Below are 20,154 nucleotides of genomic sequence, written 5' to 3' on the forward strand. Positions count from 1 at the left end.
CGTTCCACAGATTTGTTTTGTACATAAAAAAACCAGCTCTAATGAACTGGCTTTATTTTCAGTTAGTTAACTAGACGCCGTTTAGTAAAAACCACTCAAATGGAGTCACGACTGATCCTAGTAGACCGTGTCAATGACAACCCCTTTCTCAACTAGCCATTCAACATGGTCACCACTATTGAGCATGACAGCAACATCGATAGGCTGTTCAGGATCAAAAGCAAATTGCCAAACAAAAGAGATTTCCCACTGATTTTCACTGTGACTGCGCAATTCAAGCAAATCACCATCAATCAGCCATGTCTCTTCACCCTGACGCAGTGAAATACTCTCTACATCAAGATCCGCTGGTAAAGAACTGCTGGTCTCAAGGACGAGTGCGCCATGTAATGCTTGTTCTTGCATTTCACCAATGGTTGGCATTTTATTGAGCCAAAGGTTACTTTCTAATTGAATCTTAGCCTGATTAAAAACGATTTGATTATCTTGATCCCAACCAACTTGTGGTGCGGAGCAGCCTGCTAGCAATGCAAGACCTAACGAGATTGCGGCTATTCTTTTCATTTTTTCACCTTCATTTTGTTGATGACCACAGCGATGATTTTGGCGTCAATTGACTAAGCGATCAGCGCTCGTTCAACCACTGCTTGAGTATTTGAATGTCATTCTGATACTCGTTCTTTATTTCTTCAACCCAATCATCAATATTTTGCCACCATGTAGGGTGTTCAGGAGACTGTGCTTTTTGCGCCACTTTTTGAATATGTTTCAAACCAATAGAGCCCGCAGCCCCTTTAATTTTATGCGCTTCAGAAACAATGCCGTCTTGATCTTTTGCCGTCATATTAGAATCGAGTAATTCAATATAGTCGGGCATCATCTCTTCAAACATCGCGACACTATCAAACACCGGCTTGGTCCCTACAATGCCAATATAAGAATCAAGCATATCGAGATCCAACAAACGCTGATAGACGCCATCATTGACTGGTGACTTTTCGATGACCGGCTTCGGTAATGGCGCTTGGTCTTCAAATTCAGGGGTCATCATCGCGATCACATCTTGTACCGCAGAAACTGAGAGAGGCTTGCTGATCGCCTCATCCATACCTTTCTCATAATATTCTTCTTTATTTTTCAGAACATTCGCAGTGAGAGCCACCAGCGGAGGCACGATATCATAATGATCACGATAGTAAGCTGCGACATCAAAACCGGTCATATCCGGCAACTGAATATCCAGAAAAACTAAGTCATATAACTTAGGATCAAAAGTATCGATCGCTTCTTGTCCCGTCATAGCAACGGTCACACTATGCCCCATACTCTCTAACAATGAACGAGCAACGGTAATGTTGAGTTCAATATCTTCGACCATAAAGATATTCAACTTATGCTGAGCTGGGAGCAAAGCCGGCACTTTAATTTCATCGCAGCTCGCTAATGGTACGCGAACAGTGACAGTAAAGGTGCTACCAAAGCCCTCTTCACTGCTGACCGCAATATCACCATCCATCTTTTTAATCAGCTGCTTAGATACCGCAAGTCCAATCCCGGTTCCCACCGCATGCAAATTGTCTTTACCTGATTTAACTTGATAATACATGGCAAAGATTTTAGACAATTCTTCCTCTGGAATACCCACGCCCGAGTCTTCGACTTCTAAGGTCAGTAAGGCAAATTGGTCATCGCAATCGGCGCTGACTGACAATACCACCCCACCTTCTTTGGTAAACTTCATCGCATTACTGATCAAGTTCCACAGCACTTGACGAAGACGAGTCGCATCCACATTGATCGCGACAGGTAAGTCGCTCAATCTTTCTAAATCGAAACGTAAGCCTTTCTGTTCAGCCATTAGCGCCGCAATACTTTCAAGTTCAACGATAAATTCGTCAAAATTAAGCGGAGCTGGGTAGAGCTCAAGTTTACGACGGTCAAACTTATCCATATCGATAATATCGTTAAAGATACTGCCCAACGTGACCGCACTGACGTTAATCGTCTGCATATGTTTACGTTGCACATCCGTCATTGGGGTATCGAGTAACATACGACTCAAACCGACAATGCCGTTTAGCGGCGTACGTAATTCATGGCTAATGGTGGAAATAAAAGTGGTTTTATCGCGACTGGCTTTCTCTAAAGACTCTTGATGGCGCTTGCGCTCAGTGATATCACGGCCAAAACCAACCAAACCAAGGTGGTGCCCCTCTCTGTTGTAGAATGGAACTTTACGCAGTTCGAAGTAATTTTTGTGCCCATCAGGGTATTCCAACCATTGCTCATAAGTAATGGCTTGGTTATTGGCAAATACCGCTTCATCGGTTTCTACAATGTGCTGCGCATCTTCCTTGCTATAGACATCCCATGGCGTCAAACCCACCAGCTGAGACTCTTTTTTCCCCGTGAGCTCTTCTAGGGCTCGGTTACAACCAGAGAACACCCCTTCGGCGTTACGGTAATAGATGAGATCGGGCGAAGCATCGATAAATGAGCGCAACAACGCCGTTCGTTCTGCCAATTCAACTTGGGTGCGCTCACGTTGATAAACCTCGTTCTCGAGATCTTTCATCGCTTCTTCACGCGCTTCTTCGGCTTTTTTCCGCTCTTCGATTTCTTGATTCAACTGCGTAATGTTGTGCTGAAGCTGGTTGTGTAATTCCTGATCTCGCGAACGCATATCTTTTAGTTTGGAAACCATTTTCGATAAACGCTGGCGTGACTCTTCCAATTGGTCGACAACCACAGAAAGAAAATAAACCGCCCAAGGGGTGATAATCAAACCAAAGAAAACCGAACGGACAATATCGATATCATCGACGTGACCACTCAGCACTAAGGTAATACCTACCTGAACAACGACAGCTAATGCGACTAGCGCTAAGGCCAGTAAAATAGAGAAACGCAAGATACCCAGTTTGACTAACAAATCGACATAATACTGGGCAAGGTTTTTGATGGTGTTCATTCAGCGCTCCGGCGACAATCTTAGTTAGATCTTACCTGTTTTGCCCGAAATCGGCTAAAGATTCCATGGGTTGGCTGAGCTTAATTTTCGGATGTGTGATGCACACAAGTTTGATTGCGGCCATTTGCTTTGGCTTGATAGAGTGCGCTATCGGCAAGCGCCACCATCGCCTCCGCGTCATCATAATTATGAGGCTTGAGTGAGATGACTCCAATGCTTACGGTAATGTGGGTTGTTACCCGTGAGCTTTGGTGAGGAATCGCCAACCTTGCTACTTCAGCGTGAATTCTCTCAGCCAGTAATTGAGCGCCATCAGCCATGGTGTTGGGCAGAATAAATCCAAACTCTTCACCACCGTAACGGGCAACACAATCGCTGGAGCGAGAAGCAACGCGACGGAAAGCTTGCGCGACAGCAATTAGCGCCTCATCGCCTTTTTGATGGCCGTAATGATCGTTGTATCCCTTGAAGTCATCAATATCACACATCATCACGGTTAAAGGTTGTTTCTCACGTACATGCAGATGCCACAAGGTATCTAATTGCTCATCAAAGCGACGGCGATTAGAGATCTGAGTTAAACCATCAATAAAACTCAAGCGCTCAAGTTCTTGGTTAGCCGCTTCGAGTTTTTGTTCTGCTAGGTATCGCTCAGAGACATCGCGAGCCATCACCAAGACCCCGTTGGTTCCGGAGGCTGGATCGCGGAATGGGGATTTCACCACATCATACCAAGTGATCTCACCATTACTGTGGATTACTTGATCAATGTAGCGCAGAGATACTCCTTCATTCAGTACCTTACGATCGCTATCAGATAAGCGTTCATAAACTTCATTTGGAATCACATCTTGTAAGCGTTTACCAATCAAATCATCGACATCCGAGATGCCCATGCCTTTAACAAACGGCTCATTGCAAGCTTGGTAAACCATATTTTCGTTGAAGATACCAATCGAATCAGGACTCGACTCCAAGATGTTTTGTAAAATCGTATCACGCTGCGCTAGGGCGACTTCAGTATCTTTGCGCCTTTCCATTTCATCACGCAGACTTTGCTGCATATTGTGCCAATCGGTCACATCGTGACTGATGCCAAGCATGCCTAACGGCTCACCTTGGGTCGACATTAATAAGCTTTGATGCGTTTCTAATAAACAGCTTCGCCCCTGAGGGTCAACCGTCCAACGGCGCGTGGAAGCACGCCCTTTCATCACACCTTCAATGGCACTATAGCCTTCTTCAGCACGCTCCGCCCAAAAGCGGTCAAAGGCGCGGTTACTCACTACAGAGTCATCTTGTTTTTTAATAAAGATCAGTTCAGACAAACTATCAAAGGCACTTTTCACCACAGACAACGACTGCATCTCAGCCAACACTTCCACCGTACTGGATTTGTACGGGGTGACATATAAGAGCCACACCGAACGGCCGCGATATCGCGTTTGTCGTCCGGTGACTTCCACTTTAATCGTTTTACTGGCAGAAACCGCCCAATCAATTTGATAGCCAGCAAAACCGCTACCAGAGAATTGTTGGATAAGATTGTTGATAAATGAGGAGGGTAAAACTTCGGGCAACAAAAAAGAACGACCAACACGACGCACTCCCAACACTTGCGTAGCAAAAGCGTTGGAGAGCAATAACGCCCCCGACTTGGCATCAACCAATAGCAAAGGTGTGGGTGCATCTTGAATCAGTTTTTTCAGCTGCTGATTAAAACGAAAATAGAGACAAGCAATCATCGCGAAGACCACAACCACGATCAGCACTTCAAATCCATGGAGATGAAATGCGTTAGGGAGTTGTGCAAGGGTCTGCTCTATCATAGTGCTCTATATTAGGTGATCAAATTGAACGCGCTAAAAGATACCAGTTTATGTGCACTTAGTCTCGGTTAATCAAGGCTTAACGTAGATGAAAGGTTGTTCTATCAATGAACCTTGAGCACCGTCGCGATTTAGTGCACGACCAATTTCAGTCATTGCCAACCAACGGTTTTCACACCATAGCGGTGAAAGCAATGTCGGACGACGAGCTGCTGATGAGACGCGATGATAGACCACTTCAGGCGGCGTCATACGGATCATTTCACTGGCAATCGATACGTACTCTTCTAATTCAGGCGCTTCCAAACGGCCTGCTCGCCACGCCTTCGCCATGGTACTGCCTTCAACGATATGCAAACCATGCAGCTTAATACCGTCTGTCCCCACCGCTAACACTTTCTCTAGCGTTTGCACATTGTCATCACGGGTTTCTTTTGGCAAGCCAACAATCAGATGGGTACACACTTTAATACCCAAAGCTCGGGCACGCTGAGTAATTTCGGCATAACATTCAAAATCATGACCGCGATTGATGTGTTTTAGTGTTTGGTTATTAGCGGTTTGTAAGCCAAGTTCAAGCCAGATTTCATAGCCTTGCTCAACATAGCCAGACAAAAGATCTAACACTGCATCGGGCACACAGTCAGGACGAGTTCCAACACAAAGACCCACGATATCGGCAGCCTTCAATGCCTCTTCATACATATTCCTGAGGACTTGAACTTCACCATAGGTACTGGTGTAGGCTTGAAAATAAGCGAGGTATTTTTTGGCGCGAACAATTTCACCCGCGCGATCAGTTAATTGCTCAACAATGCTTTTGACTTGCGTTTGCTCATCGACAAAAGAGGCAACATTGCAAAAGGTGCACCCTCCTCGACCAATCGTACCATCACGATTTGGGCAGCTAAATCCGCCATGAAGAGTAAGCTTATGGACTTTTTCACCATAGCGACGCTGAAGATCTTGGCCGATGGTATTAACTAATTCGTGTAATTGCATTCTTATTTAAATCGTAATGATTATCATTATATTTAGTGTAATTTGATTACACCTTTGAAACCTTTTTTTAGCACCTGAGATCTAACCACATTTATTATTTTGATCCCTATCACAAATCAATAAACATGCAAAAACACGTGCTTCACACTAGAAATTAGTCAAAAAACAAACATAAAATCTACTTATTATGCGAAAAAACTGCGCAACAGAGCGGAGTTTTGATTGATTTTTAGGCCTAGTAAATTGTAGGATACTTACAGGTTTTACTTGCTCGGCGTAAGCCAATTAAAAAACTAACTGCAAGAAAATCGGTGATAGACAGATCCCACCTATATAAATCACTACTTTAGTGATGCAGTAAAATGGATATCACCAAGGATTGTCTTTCTCGCAACATTTTTCCTGTGAGAAGAAGAAGGGAATCAAACTTGAACAACCTCGTTCAGGTGCGAATCAAATTATAAAAGGAAGTGACGTGCGATTAAGTTCGCTTAATCGAAGTGCGTCCAAATTAGATTGGAAGGATGTATCTATGGTAGATAGAGAGCAGAGCGCACGAGGTCTGTATACTCCTGAACTGGAGCACGACGCTTGTGGTATCGGTTTTGTCGCTCACCTAAAAAACCGTAAATCTCACGAAGTTGTTACTCAAGCTCTTGATATGCTGGCACGTATGGAACACCGTGGCGGCCAAGGCTGCGATCCATGCAGTGGCGATGGCGCAGGTATTCTACTTCAGAAGCCTCATGAATTTCTTTTAGAAGAAGCGGTCAAGCTTGGTATCAAGCTACCTTCTTTTGAAAAGTACGGTGTCGGTGTGGTTCTCTTCCCGAGAGATCAGCACAAGCGCGAGCAATGTCGTGACATTTTAGAGCGTAACGCTAAGCGTTTAGATCTCGAAGTGATTGGCTACCGTGTATTGCCTACCGACAACTCAATGATTGGTGCTGACCCTCTTAGCACTGAACCTCAATTTGAACACGTGTTTGTTACCGGTGGCCCAGGTGTGACACCTGAAGAGCTAGAACGTAAGCTTTACGTTTTACGTAACTACACCGTACGGGTTTGTTTAGAAAGCGTCTCGAACATTGGTGATGATTTTTACATCAACTCCATGTCGTACAAAACACTTGTCTATAAAGGCCAGTTAACCACCGAACAAGTACCGCAGTACTTCTTGGATTTACAAAATCCAACCATGGTAACGGCATTAGCGCTGGTTCACTCGCGCTTCTCAACCAACACCTTCCCTCGCTGGCGCCTAGCGCAGCCTTTCCGCTACATTGCCCACAACGGTGAAATCAACACTGTTCGCGGTAACTTGAACTGGATGAAGGCGCGTGAAGCGATCATCGAATCGGATCTGTTTACCCAAGCAGAAATCGACATGCTACTGCCTATCTGTCAGGAAGGCAGCTCAGATTCATCTAACTTTGATATGGCACTTGAGCTCCTAGTTCTTTCTGGTCGTAGCCTGCCACATGCCTTGATGATGATGATCCCTGAAGCATGGCAAGAAAACAAAAACATGGACCCAACTCGTCGTGCGTTCTATCAGTACCACGCCAACGTAATGGAACCATGGGATGGCCCTGCATCAGTGTGCTTCACTGATGGGGTACAAGTTGGTGCAACGCTTGACCGTAATGGTCTACGTCCTTCTCGCTACACAGTGACTAAAGATGATTTCCTTGTAATGGCATCTGAGTCTGGCGTGGTGGATATTGCACCTGAGAACGTCGAGTTCCGTGGTCGCCTGCAACCAGGTCGTATCTTCGTTGCTGACCTTGAACAAGGCCGTATCATTTCTGATGAAGAAGTGAAAGATGGCATTGCCTCATCGCAGCCTTATGAAAAATGGGTTGAAGAAAACCTACTCAGCCTGAAGAAACTGCCTGACGCGAGCAACGAATTTAGCCAACCATCACCAGAGAAATTGCTGCACAAGCAGCAATCGTTCGGTGTGAGCTCTGAAGAAGTAAATGAAATCATTCTGCCTCTTGCAAAAACAGGCTACGAGCCGCTTTCTGCAATGGGTGCCGACTGGCCTCTAGCCATTTTGTCGCACCAATCTCAGCACCTTTCTAACTACTTTAAGCAGTTGTTTGCTCAAGTAACCAACCCGCCAATCGACCCGATTCGTGAGCGTATGGTAATGTCTCTGAATACTTACCTAGGTAAAGATCAGAACCTACTTGCGGAAACTCCACAGCACTGTCAGAAAGTTGAGCTTGAGTCACCAGTCTTGTCTAACTCTGAGTTAGAGAAACTGCGCGCCATTGATAATGAGCACTTACAAGCAAAAACTCTTGATATCGTATTCCAAGCCAATGAAGACGAAGGCAAGCTTGAGCGCGCACTGAAACGTATTTGTCAGTACGCTGAAGATGCCGTTGTCGATGGTTACTCAATCATCTTGCTAACGGACCGAGCGGTTAACTCTAACCACGCCGCAATTCCTGCGATGCTGGCTGTCGGCGCGGTTCACCACCACCTGATCCGTAAAGGTTTACGTGCGAAGTGTGACATCGTGGTTGAAACCGGTGACGCACGCGAAACACATCACTTTGCAACACTGATTGGTTACGGCGCAAACGCAGTTAACCCATATCTTGTGATTGAAACCATTGTTGAACTGCAACGTACGAAGAAACTCGATCCAAGCATTTCAGCCAAAGAGTACTTCGCTAACTACCGCAAAGGGGTTAACGGCGGCCTGCTGAAAATCTTCTCGAAAATGGGTATTTCAACCCTACAGTCTTACCACGGCGCACAGATCTTTGAAGCACTTGGTATCAGTAAATCTGTGGTTGATAAGTACTTCACCGGTACAGTAACGCGTATTGAAGGTCTGACTATCGATGACATCGCCAAAGAAGTATTGGTTCGTCACCGCGTAGGTTACCCAATGCGTGAAATCCCAGTACAAGTTCTCGATGTCGGTGGCGTTTACCAGTGGAAACAGCGTGGTGAAAAACACCTGTTTAACCCTGAGACCATTTCACTACTGCAAGAATCGACGCGTAACAAAGACTACGCTCAATTTAAGCAATACGCGAAAGCGGTTGATGATCAAGGCGACAACGCAGCCACACTGCGTAGCCAACTGGATTTCATCAAAAATCCAGCCGGTTCAATTCCATTAGAAGAAGTAGAACCGATTGAGAACATCCTAAAACGCTTTGCAACTGGTGCAATGTCATTTGGTTCGATCTCTCATGAAGCTCACTCGACACTCGCAGTGGCAATGAACCGCATCGGCGCGAAGTCGAACTCTGGCGAAGGTGGTGAAGACCCGGTTCGTTTTGAGAAAAAAGATAACGGTGACTGGGAACGTTCAGCAATCAAACAGGTAGCATCGGGCCGTTTTGGCGTGACCTCTTACTACCTAACCAATGCCGATGAGCTGCAAATTAAAATGGCTCAAGGCGCGAAACCAGGCGAAGGTGGTCAGCTACCGGGTGATAAAGTCGACGATTGGATCGGTGCAACGCGTCACTCGACTCCAGGAGTTGGTCTTATTTCACCACCGCCACACCACGACATCTATTCGATCGAAGATTTGGCTCAGCTGATCTACGATCTGAAAAATGCAAACCGTGCTGGACGTGTCAACGTTAAGCTGGTTTCAGAGGCCGGTGTTGGCACGATTGCTTCGGGTGTTGCCAAAGCCAAAGCTGACGTAGTTCTCATTGCTGGTTTCGATGGCGGTACTGGTGCATCACCGATGTCATCAATTCGTCACACCGGTCTACCTTGGGAGCTGGGTCTAGCAGAAACGCACCAAACGCTACTGAAAAACGGCCTACGTAACCGTATCGTTGTTCAGTCAGATGGTCAGATGAAAACCCCTCGCGATCTTGCAGTAGCGACGCTACTGGGTGCTGAAGAATGGGGCGTAGCAACCGCAGCGCTTGTGGTTGAAGGCTGTATCATGATGCGTAAGTGTCATAAAAACACCTGCCCTGTTGGTATCGCAACTCAAAACAAAACCCTGCGTGAGCGCTTTGATGGCCGCGTAGAAGACGTCGTGACTTTCTTCCAATACATGGCTGAAGGTTTGCGTGAAGTGATGGCAGAGCTGGGTTTCCGCTCAATTGATGAGATGGTGGGTCAATCACAGAAACTCAAAGTTCGTGATGATATTGGCCACTGGAAATACAAAAACCTCGATCTATCGCCTGTGCTGCACATTGAGCCAGCGCGTGCAGAAGATGGTGTTTATAACCAGACCGAACAAAACCATAACCTAGAAAACGTCTTAGACCGTAAGTTGATTCAAGCAGCCATTCCTGCACTTGAAAAAGGTGAAGCGGTGACAGCTGAATTCCCAATCATTAACACTGACCGTTCAGCGGGTACTATGCTGTCGAATGAAATTTCGAAAGTGTATAAAGACCAAGGTCTACCACAACCGATGAAGGTTAAATTCTACGGTTCTGCTGGTCAGTCGTTTGGTGCTTTCCTGGCGAAAGGCGTCAAGTTTGAAGTTGAAGGCGATGCCAACGACTACTGGGGTAAAGGTCTCTCTGGCGGTACGTTAGTTCTGTACCCAGATGCAAAATCGACCATCGTCGCTGAAGATAACATCGTCGTAGGTAACGTTTGTTTCTACGGTGCAACCTCGGGTGAGTCATTCATTCGCGGTATGGCTGGCGAGCGTTTCTGTGTACGTAACTCAGGCGCGAAAGTCGTGGTTGAAGGCGTGGGTGACCACGGTTGTGAATACATGACTGGTGGTGCCGCGATCATCCTAGGTTCAACAGGTCGTAACTTCGCTGCGGGTATGAGTGGTGGTGTCGCGTACGTGTGGGACAAAGCCGGTGACTTTGAAACCAAGCTAAACCCAGAGCTGGTCGACTTAGACCCTATCGAGCAAGAAGATAAAGATCTTCTACTGGATATGCTGACTAAGCATGTCGAATTCACAGGAAGTGAAGTTGCTCAATCTTTCCTCAACAACTTTGAAGCAAGCCTAGCCTCTTTGGTTAAGGTCATGCCGCGTGATTACAAAGCGGTTCTTCAAAAGCGTAAAGCGGAAGCTGAGCAGGCACAAACGGAAGAAGTGGAGGCAGTATAATGGGTAAGCCTACTGGATTTTTAGAACATGGCCGTGAGCTTCCAAAGAAGCTTGATCCTTCAGTGCGAATTGAAGACAACAAAGAGTTCGTTCTTAACGAAGAGTTTGGTGACAAAATTAACACTCAAGCTTCTCGTTGTATGGACTGTGGCGTACCGTTTTGTCATAACGGCTGTCCTATCGGTAACATCATTCCTGAATTTAATGATGCGGTGTTCCGCGATAGCTGGGAAGAGGCTTGGAATATTCTAAGCTCGACCAACAATTTCCCTGAGTTTACCGGTCGTGTTTGTCCTGCGCCTTGTGAAAGCGCATGTGTTCTTGGTATCAACCAAGATCCAATCACTATCTGTAATATTGAAAAAACCATCGTTGAAACCGCCTACCGTGAAGGCTATGCCAAGCCGAAGAAACCTCGTGTTCGTACCGGTAAAACCGTTGCGATCATCGGTTCAGGCCCTGCAGGTCTTGCCGCTGCTGAACAGCTCAATAGCGCAGGTCATTGCGTGACCGTATTTGAGCGTGATGAAAAAGTGGGTGGTCTACTGCGTTTCGGTATCCCCGACTTCAAACTGGGTATGGACGTGATTGACCGTAAGATCAATCTTATGGCCGATGCGGGTATCGAATTCAAAGTCAATCAACACATCGGTGTTGATGTGAATGCACAGCAACTTCGCCAAGAATTTGATGTGGTTCTTTTGACGGGCGGTTCAACCGTTCCCCGCGACCTACCGGTTCCGGGACGTGAACTAAAAGGGGTGCATTTCGCGATGGACTTCCTTGGTCAAAACAACCGTCGTGCCAATGAAATGGATCTAAAGGGTGAAGAAATTCACGCTAAAGACAAGCATGTTGTGGTCATCGGTGGCGGCGATACAGGCTCTGACTGTGTCGGCACCTCAAACCGCCATAAAGCAGCGAGCGTTACTCAGGTAGAGATCATGCCGATCCCACCGGAAAAACGCCCTGCCAATATGCCTTGGCCACAATTCCCGATGATCATGAAGACCACCACTTCTCATGAAGAAGGGTGTGAACGTCATTGGAACATTCTGACCAAAGAGTTTATCGGCAACGATAAAGGCGAAGTGACTGGTCTACGTATTGCTGACATCGTATGGCAAGACGCAAAACCAGGTGAACGACCTGGTTTTGAAGAAGTGGCGAACACTGAACGTGTGATCCCTTGTGATATGGCTTTCCTTGCGATGGGCTTCTTACACCCAGAACCAACCGGTGTACTGGCACAGCTTGACGTTAAACTCGATGAGCGTGGCAATGTCGCAACAGAAGGCTTTGCAACCAGCCAGAAAGGTGTCTTTGCTGCCGGTGATATGCGCACAGGCCAATCTTTAGTCGTGCGTTGTATCAACGAAGGTCGCGAATGTGCGATTGCGATTGATAACCATCTAATGGGTAACTCGAACCTAGAAGCAAAAGCCAATTCACTGATGCTTTCTGCTTAATGTAATTCGGCGGGAGCTTACGCTCTCGCCAATCAGTTCCTTCAATCTATACCTTTGACCAGCCTTGCGCTGGTCTTTTTTATGACTGCGCTTTTCACCATTTAATTGATCGTTTTACCTCTATTTAGCGTACTCTGCTAAACTGAAATACTCATGAATTCAAAGACAAAAAACATGAAAAGAACCTTACTTCTATGCCTTAGTAGTTTTGTCATGGCGGGTTGTAGCCATGGAGGGACAGCAATGACCAATAAGATAAACCAAGTTTGTGGCGACAAACCTAACTGTGTATCCACTTTAGATCAGCGTGAAAAGTTCCACATAGCCCCTTATCCACTCAAGGCGAATGTTACCATTAACCAAATAGAACAAGCGGCTCTTAAGCTATCAGGCGCAAAAACCGCAGTAAGCGATGATAATTACCTACGCATTGAATGCACCAGCACGATTATGCGGTTTGTTGATGATTTGGAGTTACAGATTAAGGACGGTCAGTTGATCGTACGTTCAGAGTCACGCGTGGGTTATTCTGATTTTGGCGTCAATCGTAAGCGAGCAGAACAACTCAGAAACTATCTTAATGAAGCGGGTTTGCTTGGGGTAGAATAAGCGAGAAGCGAGAAGCGAGAAGCGAGAAGCGAGAAGCGAGAAGCGAGAAGCGAGAAGCGAGAAGCGAGAAGCGAGAAGCGAGAAGCGAGAAGCGAGAAGCGAGAAGATTTTAGCCGCATTACATTGTGCTGCAAAACAAAAAAGCCACGATATCCATCGTGGCTTTTGCATTGTTTTCACGGCGTCTTACTGATTACTCAGCTTCCGCTTGCTCTCGGAATACCACCAAACGTTTAGGGGCAACACGGCCTCTGTCGTCGATTTGCGCGACACCGATGAAGAGTTTTTCTTCACCACTGGTCATTCGCACGGTACCTTCAGCTGGTGCGCCAGAAACTTGAACTGGCATACCGTGTTGAACCAAATCGGTCAACTCAGCATTCATGTTCACTTCTGGTAGATCTTCCACAGCACTATCCATTGGCATTAACAATGGGTCAAGCAGCTCGCGAGGAGCAATCTCTTCACGATATGCTTGCTCAAGCAATTCATTTAGCTGCTCAAGAGTAACCATTTTCTCGTAAGGATACTTAGCAACCGCAGTACGACGAAGCATCGTCACATGTGCGCCACAGCCAAGTAATTCACCTAAGTCATCCACGATAGTGCGAATGTAAGTGCCTTTTGAGCAATGTACTTCCATCTCTACTTCATCACCTTCAAAGCGATGTAGCACGATTTCATATACAGTGATCTTGCGCGATTCACGCGGTACTTCAATGCCTGCTCGTGCATATTCATACAAAGGCTTACCTTGGTATTTTAGCGCCGAGAACATTGAAGGAACTTGATCAGATTGGCCACGAAATGTCTCAATGCAAGCTTCAAGCTTAGCCAAATCAACATCAATTGGGCGCGTTTCTACCACTTCACCGTCAGAGTCTGAGGTGTTAGTGCGCTCGCCTAGTTTGGCAATCACACGGTAGCGCTTATCTGAATCAAGTAAGAACTGTGAAAACTTGGTCGCTTCACCCAAGCAAATTGGCAGCATGCCAGTTGCAAGTGGATCTAGAGCGCCAGTATGACCGGCTTTTTCAGCAAAGTAGATACGTTTAACTTTTTGCAACGCATCGTTTGAAGAAATACCCGTTGGTTTATCCAGAAGGATAACGCCATCAATAGGACGACCTTTGCGACGGCGAGCCATTACTCTTCGTCCTCACGACCAGAATCTTTTTGCTTCTTCTTATCGTTACTGATCACTTCGCTTACAAGGTTAGACATGCGCATACCTTCAACCAAAGTGTTGTCGTAGTAGAAACGGATTTCTGGAGTTAGACGTAGACGAATACGCTTGCCAAGCATCATACGGATATGAACTTCATGCTCGCGTAGTGCCGCTAGACACGACTCAGGCGTTTGCTCACCTACACATAGGAAAGTAACGAATACTTTTGTGTACGCAAGGTCACGTGAGACTTCAACATCTGAGATGGTAACCATACCCAAACGAGAATCACGAACTTCGCGTTGTAGGATCATCGCCAATTCTTTTTGCAGCTGCTGTGAAACTCGCTGCGTGCGGCTAAATTCTTTTGCCATAAAATATTTCTCTTAAATAGAAAGAATGGGGGGATGGTTATCCCAGCCCCCCATGGTGTATTCAACAACCAATTACTAATTACCTTTCAAGGCATTAAGTAATTTTAGTCTATTAATCTAGTGTACGTTTGATTTCGATGATTTCGAATACTTCGATTTGGTCGCCTACGCGAACATCGTTGTAGTTCTTAACGCCGATACCACACTCGTAACCATTTTTAACTTCTTGAACGTCATCTTTAAAGCGACGAAGTGACTCTAGTTCACCTTCGTAGATTACAACGTTATCACGCAGTACGCGGATTGGGTTGTTACGCTTAATTAGACCTTCAGTAACCATACAACCAGCGATTGCGCCCAGTTTAGGTGACTTAAATACGTCACGAACTTCAGCAAGACCAATGATCTCTTGCTTGAATTCTGGAGCAAGCATACCGCTCATTGCTTGTTTAACTTCGTCAATCAATTGGTAAATGATTGAGTAGTAACGTAGATCAACGCTTGCAGATTCGATAGCACGACGCGCAGACGCATCAGCACGAACGTTAAAGCCAAGGATGATAGCGTTTGAAGCTTCAGCAAGTACTGCATCAGTTTCAGTAATACCACCAACACCAGAACCTACGATGTTTACTTTCACTTCGTCAGTAGACAGTTTCTGTAGTGAGTCAGCAATTGCTTCCACAGAACCTTGTACGTCCGCTTTCAGTACTACGTTTAGCTCAGCAACTTCACCAGCAGCCATGTTCGCGAACATGTTTTCTAGTTTCGATTTCTGCTGACGAGCAAGTTTCACTTCACGGAACTTACCAGCACGGTAGTTTGCAACTTCACGCGCTTTACGCTCGTCACGAACTACAGTCGCTTCGTCACCTGATGACGGCACACCTGAAAGACCTAGGATCTCTACAGGGATAGACGGACCAGCTGAAGTAATTTCTTTACCTAGCTCATCGCGCATTGCACGTACACGGCCGTACTCTTGACCACAAAGAACGATATCGCCTTTGTTTAGAGTACCAGACTGAACAAGAACCGTCGCAACTGGACCGCGGCCTTTATCTAGGCGAGATTCAACTACAACACCTGATGCCATGCCTTCAGCAACAGCAGTCAGTTCTAGTACTTCAGACTGAAGAAGGATCGCTTCTAGAAGACCATCAACGTTGGTACCTTCTTTTGCAGAGATGTGAACGAACATGTTCTCACCGCCCCATTCCTCAGGAATAACGTCATATTGAGCAAGCTCGTTCTTAACGTTATCTGGGTTTGCGCCTTCTTTATCGATCTTGTTCACTGCAACAATCAGAGGAACGCCAGCTGCTTTCGCGTGCTGAATCGCTTCTACTGTTTGTGGCATTACGCCATCGTCCGCTGCAACAACTAGTACAACGATATCCGTCGCTTGAGCACCACGAGCACGCATAGCAGTAAACGCCGCGTGTCCAGGAGTATCAAGGAACGTGATCATACCGTTGTCAGTTTCAACGTGGTAAGCACCGATATGCTGTGTGATACCGCCCGCTTCGCCAGATGCAACGTGAGTACGACGAATGTAGTCAAGTGTTGACGTTTTACCGTGGTCAACGTGACCCATGATAGTTACAACCGGAGCACGAGGAACTGCTTCTTCGCTGTTATCACGATCGCTTAGTTCCGCTTCTTCAAGTTCGTTCTCTTTACGTAGAACAACCTTGTGACCCATTTCTTCTGCTACAAGTTGTGCAGTTTCTTGGTCGATAACTTGGTTGATAGTCGCCATAGCGCCCATCTTCATCATCACTTTGATAACTTCAGTCGCTTTAACCGACATTTTGTTAGCAAGTTCAGATAGAACGATAGTTTCGCCAATTACAACGTCTGCTTTAGCAACCGCTGCAGTTTTATCAAATGCTTGAGTTAGCGCGCTTGATTTCGCTAATTTACCACGACCGCCGCGAGCACCACGAGCACCGCGAGCGTTGTTACGGCCACCGCGTTCTTGTGAATCACTCTTAGAAGACATCTTCTTCTGTTTGCGACGACGAGTAGAGGCACCTTCTTCTTTAAGATCTGCAGCATCTTCCGCTTCACGAGCGTAAGTTGATGTAGTTAGGTGGTAGTCAGCGTTCTCTAACTCTTTCTTTTTCTTTTCTTCTTCAGTCCAACGCTCGCCGTTTTCTTCAGCAAGTTTACGCGCTTCTTCAACAAGCTTAGCTGCTTCTTGTTCCGCTTTACGTTGAGCTTCTTCTTCCTGACGACGTTTTAGTTCATCAGCTTCTTTTTTAGCTTGCGTATTCACATCCGCATTTTTTGCATTCATGTCTTTCTTAGCCTTATCAGCTTGTACGCGTTGGGCCTTTTCTTCAACGTCACGTTTTGCATCCGCTTCTCGTTTCGCTTTCTCTTCGGCCTCGCGTTGTGCTTTCTCTGCAGCTTCGCGTTGTGCTAGTTCCTCAGCCTCACGCTTTGCTAGCTCTTCCGCTTCTCGCTTTGCAGCTTCTTCAGCTTCACGACTTGCTTGATCTTCAATAGAGCTGCGTTTTACGTAAGTGCGCTTTTTACGCACTTCAACTTGCACATCTTTACTCTTACCGCCACCAGCGTTAACACTTAGCGTGCTGCGTGTTTTACGCTGCAACGTCAAACGTGTTGGTGCTGACTCGCCCGATGTATCACCGTGTTCTTTTTTCAGATGACTAAGCAGCGTTTGCTTCTCGTCTTCTGAAATCGCATCGCTGCCTGATTTGTTAATTCCAGCATCAGCAAGTTGTTCAATCAAGCGGTCGACTGGCGTACCAATCTCTTCACCCAGAGTTTTAACTGTAAGTTGTGTCATTCCGCTACCTCCTTGCTGAAATTATGCTTCGTCTCCGAACCAACAAATATTACGTGCAGCCATGATTAGTTCACCAGCTCGCTCGTCAGTTAGTCCTTCAACACCTTCTAGATCGTCGATACCTTGGTCCGCTAGGTCTTCAAGTGTTGCAACACCCTTAGCAGCCAATTTGAATGCCATTTCACGCTCTAGACCTTCCAAGCCTAGTAGATCGTCAGCTGGCTCAAGACCATCAAAGGTCTCTTCTTTTGCTAGAGCAAGCGTGGTTAACGCTTCTTTAGCACGGTTGCGTAGCTCTTCGATGATTTCTTCGTTCAGACCATCAACGTCTAGTAGTTCGTTTACTGGTACGTAAGCGATTTCTTCTAGGCTAGAGAAACCTTCTTCAACAAGTAGTTGAGCAAAGTCTTCTTCAAGATCTAGGTACTTCATGAAGTTTTCGATCGACGCTTGAGATTCTTCAGCATGTTTCTTCTGTAGATCTGCAACCGTCATAACATTCAGTTCCCAACCGGTTAGTTGAGATGCTAGACGTACGTTCTGACCATTACGGCCGATCGCTTGTGCTAGGTTGTCCGCTTCAACAGCGATGTCCATTGAATGCGCATCTTCATCAACGATGATTGATGCTACGTCCGCAGGCGCCATTGCGTTGATAACGAATTGCGCTGGGTTATCATCCCAAAGCACGATATCAATACGCTCACCGCCAAGTTCGCCAGATACTGCTTGTACACGTGCACCACGCATACCAACACACGCACCAACAGGGTCGATACGACGGTCGTTTGTTTTCACAGCGATCTTAGCACGAGAACCTGGATCACGAGCTGCGCCTTTCAATTCGATGATTTCTTCAGCGATTTCTGGCACTTCTACGCGGAACAGTTCAGCTAGCATTTCTGGTTTAGAACGCGTAACGAACAGTTGGAAACCACGAGCTTCTGGCGCTACTTTATAAAGTAGACCACGAATACGGTCGCCTGGACGGAAGTTTTCACGTGGAAGTTGGTCATCACGTAGGATAACAGCTTCAGCGTTGTTGCCTAGGTCTAGAACGATGGTCTCACGGTTAACTTTCTTAACTGCGCCTGTTACTAGGTCGCCTTCGTTGTCGATGAACTGTTCAACGATTTGAGCGCGCTCAGCTTCACGTACTTTTTGTACGATAACTTGCTTCGCTGTTTGCGTCGTAATACGGTCAAACGTTACCGATTCAATTTCGTCTTCAATGAAGTCGCCTAATTGAACTGTTTCGTCATCGTATTGTGCAGCTTCTAGTGAAATCTCTTTTGTTGGGAATTCAACTTCCTCAACAACTAACCAACGACGGAAAGTTTCGAATTCGCCAGTTTTACGGTCAATAGCAACGCGAACGTCGATCTCAAGTTCACGTTTTTTCTTAGTAGAAGTAGCTAGAGCGATTTCTAGTGCTTCGAAAATACGCTCACGAGGAACACCTTTCTCGTTCGATACTGCCTCTGCTACCGCTAAAATTTCTTTACTCATTTTAATTAGCCTCTAAGCTTTAATTTTTAGGGACCTAAAATTTAGGGATCAGGTTAGCTTTGGAAATGTTGCTTAACGCAAACTGCTCTTCATTACCATCCACAGTAACAGAGACTGTCTCGCCATCAATGGATAGGATTTCACCTTTCCACTTACGACGGTTATTCGCAGCCATCTTCAAAACGATATTCACTTCATGACCAATAAATTGCTCATAGTGTGCCGCTTTGAATAGCGGTCTTTCTAAACCAGGAGATGAAACTTCAAGACTATAAGCCACTGAAATAGGGTCTTCTACGTCAAGTACAGCACTTACTTGGCGACTAACTTCTGCGCAATCATCTACAAAAATACCATTTTCATGGTCAATATAGATGCGTAGTGTTGAGTGCTCTCCTGCACGAATAAATTCTAATCCAACCAACTCGTAGCCTGACGCCTGTACTGGCGCCTCTAGCATTTCAGCTAATTGTCTTTCTAAACCAGTCATTTGAACCACTCCAGAAACAAAAAAAGGGCATAGAGCCCAATTTAAATTCCAAGCAAGATCTAAATCCAATTACAGGAATTTAGATAACAAAAAACCCCGAAAAAGTCGGGGTTTTTTATTGCTGGACCCTGATGAGTTAAACAGTCGTTGCTTAACTCGCAAAACAAAATACATTGTTTTGCACAAACTTGTCCTAATCAAAGGATTGGTTGCGGGGGCCGGATTTGAACCGACGACCTTCGGGTTATGAGCCCGACGAGCTACCAAGCTGCTCCACCCCGCGTCCGACTTGTTGAGTATTATACGCTCAACGAGTTTATTTACAAGTTTGTAAATCAATGGTGCCGAGAGAGGGACTCGAACCCTCACACCATAGGCACTAGCACCTCATGCTAGCGTGTCTACCAATTTCACCATCTCGGCATTAATCGCTTATTGCGGGATTTCTTCGCTCATTGGAGCTGGAACATCACTCGCTACGTCATCAGCTACCTGCTCAACAACTTGACCTTGTGTCGGGTCAATCCACTGAGATTCAGTTTTGTGTGTAGATAGATTACCTAACACTAAGCTGATAACAAAAAATACTGTTGCAAAAATTGCAGTCATTCGGGTTAAGAAATTACCTGAGCCGCTTGCGCCAAACACTGTGTTTGATGCGCCTGCACCGAATGAGGCTCCCATATCTGCGCCTTTACCTTGTTGAATCAACACTAGGCCGATTACACCAACCGCTGCCAACAGGTAAATCACAAGTAGAACTGAAAACATGTTGTCCACCTATGTTCCAAATTGTTAGGCCAGCGACGTTCGAAATAAAATCCCAGAACAAGGC

At 45.9% G+C, this 20,154-nt stretch carries 13 protein-coding genes and 2 tRNA genes; 3 read left to right on the forward strand and 12 right to left on the reverse strand.

Features of this window, described 5'->3' with window-relative positions:
* Positions 1 to 117 precede the first annotated feature (117 nt).
* From RH85_RS06960 to mnmL, 4 genes are all read right to left on the reverse strand, one after another.
* Entirely contained in the window at positions 118 to 564 is a 447-nt protein-coding gene (locus tag RH85_RS06960) for a hypothetical protein (RefSeq protein WP_006711504.1), read from the reverse strand.
* Positions 565 to 625: 61 nt separating this feature from the next.
* Positions 626 to 2,971, reverse strand: a complete 2,346-nt coding sequence (gene arcB / locus RH85_RS06965) for an aerobic respiration two-component sensor histidine kinase ArcB (protein WP_006711505.1) — start codon at positions 2,969 to 2,971, stop codon at positions 626 to 628.
* Positions 2,972 to 3,051: 80 nt separating this feature from the next.
* A complete protein-coding gene (locus RH85_RS06970) occupies positions 3,052 to 4,800 on the reverse strand; it encodes a GGDEF domain-containing protein (protein WP_006711506.1) in 1,749 nt (582 codons plus the stop codon).
* Between the two features lie 72 nt (positions 4,801 to 4,872).
* On the reverse strand, positions 4,873 to 5,802 hold the full coding sequence (gene mnmL / locus RH85_RS06975) for a tRNA modification radical SAM protein MnmL/YtqA (protein ID WP_006711507.1): 930 nt from the start codon (positions 5,800 to 5,802) through the stop codon (positions 4,873 to 4,875).
* A 532-nt stretch (positions 5,803 to 6,334) separates the two neighbouring features.
* Here mnmL and gltB point away from each other — a divergent pair.
* From gltB to RH85_RS06990, 3 genes are all read left to right on the forward strand, one after another.
* A complete protein-coding gene (gltB, locus tag RH85_RS06980; protein ID WP_006711508.1) occupies positions 6,335 to 10,882 on the forward strand; it encodes a glutamate synthase large subunit in 4,548 nt (1,515 codons plus the stop codon).
* Positions 10,882 to 12,351, forward strand: a complete 1,470-nt coding sequence (locus RH85_RS06985) for a glutamate synthase subunit beta (RefSeq protein WP_006711509.1) — start codon at positions 10,882 to 10,884, stop codon at positions 12,349 to 12,351. Before gltB ends, RH85_RS06985 begins: the two co-directional genes overlap by 1 nt.
* 174 nt (positions 12,352 to 12,525) lie before the next feature.
* Complete coding sequence (locus tag RH85_RS06990; protein WP_006711510.1) at positions 12,526 to 12,960, forward strand: DUF1499 domain-containing protein; 435 nt, start codon at positions 12,526 to 12,528, stop codon at positions 12,958 to 12,960.
* A 193-nt stretch (positions 12,961 to 13,153) separates the two neighbouring features.
* Here RH85_RS06990 and truB read toward each other — a convergent pair whose 3' ends face one another.
* The 8 genes from truB to secG all read right to left on the reverse strand — a co-directional run bounded on the left by truB (position 13,154) and on the right by secG (position 20,090).
* Positions 13,154 to 14,107, reverse strand: coding sequence for a tRNA pseudouridine(55) synthase TruB (gene truB, locus RH85_RS06995; protein WP_006711511.1), 954 nt, complete (start codon positions 14,105 to 14,107; stop codon positions 13,154 to 13,156).
* Positions 14,107 to 14,502 carry a 30S ribosome-binding factor RbfA gene (gene rbfA, locus RH85_RS07000; RefSeq protein WP_005593301.1) on the reverse strand — a complete coding sequence of 132 codons (396 nt, stop codon included), beginning with the start codon at positions 14,500 to 14,502 and terminating at the stop codon, positions 14,107 to 14,109. The genes truB and rbfA overlap by 1 nt, the downstream gene beginning before the upstream one ends.
* Positions 14,503 to 14,614: 112 nt before the next feature.
* Complete coding sequence (gene infB / locus RH85_RS07005; protein WP_006711512.1) at positions 14,615 to 17,320, reverse strand: translation initiation factor IF-2; 2,706 nt, start codon at positions 17,318 to 17,320, stop codon at positions 14,615 to 14,617.
* 21 nt (positions 17,321 to 17,341) lie between these two features.
* Positions 17,342 to 18,829 (reverse strand): transcription termination factor NusA, encoded by a 1,488-nt coding sequence (gene nusA, locus RH85_RS07010; protein WP_006711513.1) that lies wholly within the window; start codon positions 18,827 to 18,829, stop codon positions 17,342 to 17,344.
* 34 nt (positions 18,830 to 18,863) lie between these two features.
* Entirely contained in the window at positions 18,864 to 19,319 is a 456-nt protein-coding gene (rimP, locus tag RH85_RS07015) for a ribosome maturation factor RimP (protein WP_006711514.1), read from the reverse strand.
* Positions 19,320 to 19,525: 206 nt separating this feature from the next.
* Positions 19,526 to 19,602: transfer RNA gene (locus RH85_RS07020), tRNA-Met, on the reverse strand.
* Between the two features lie 56 nt (positions 19,603 to 19,658).
* Positions 19,659 to 19,742, reverse strand: a tRNA-Leu gene (locus RH85_RS07025).
* A 9-nt stretch (positions 19,743 to 19,751) separates the two neighbouring features.
* Complete coding sequence (gene secG / locus RH85_RS07030; RefSeq protein ID WP_006711515.1) at positions 19,752 to 20,090, reverse strand: preprotein translocase subunit SecG; 339 nt, start codon at positions 20,088 to 20,090, stop codon at positions 19,752 to 19,754.
* Between the last annotated feature and the right edge of the window lie 64 nt (positions 20,091 to 20,154).

Origin of the sequence: Vibrio ichthyoenteri ATCC 700023, from assembly GCF_000222605.1 — a bacterium.
GTDB lineage: Bacteria > Pseudomonadota > Gammaproteobacteria > Enterobacterales > Vibrionaceae > Vibrio > Vibrio ichthyoenteri.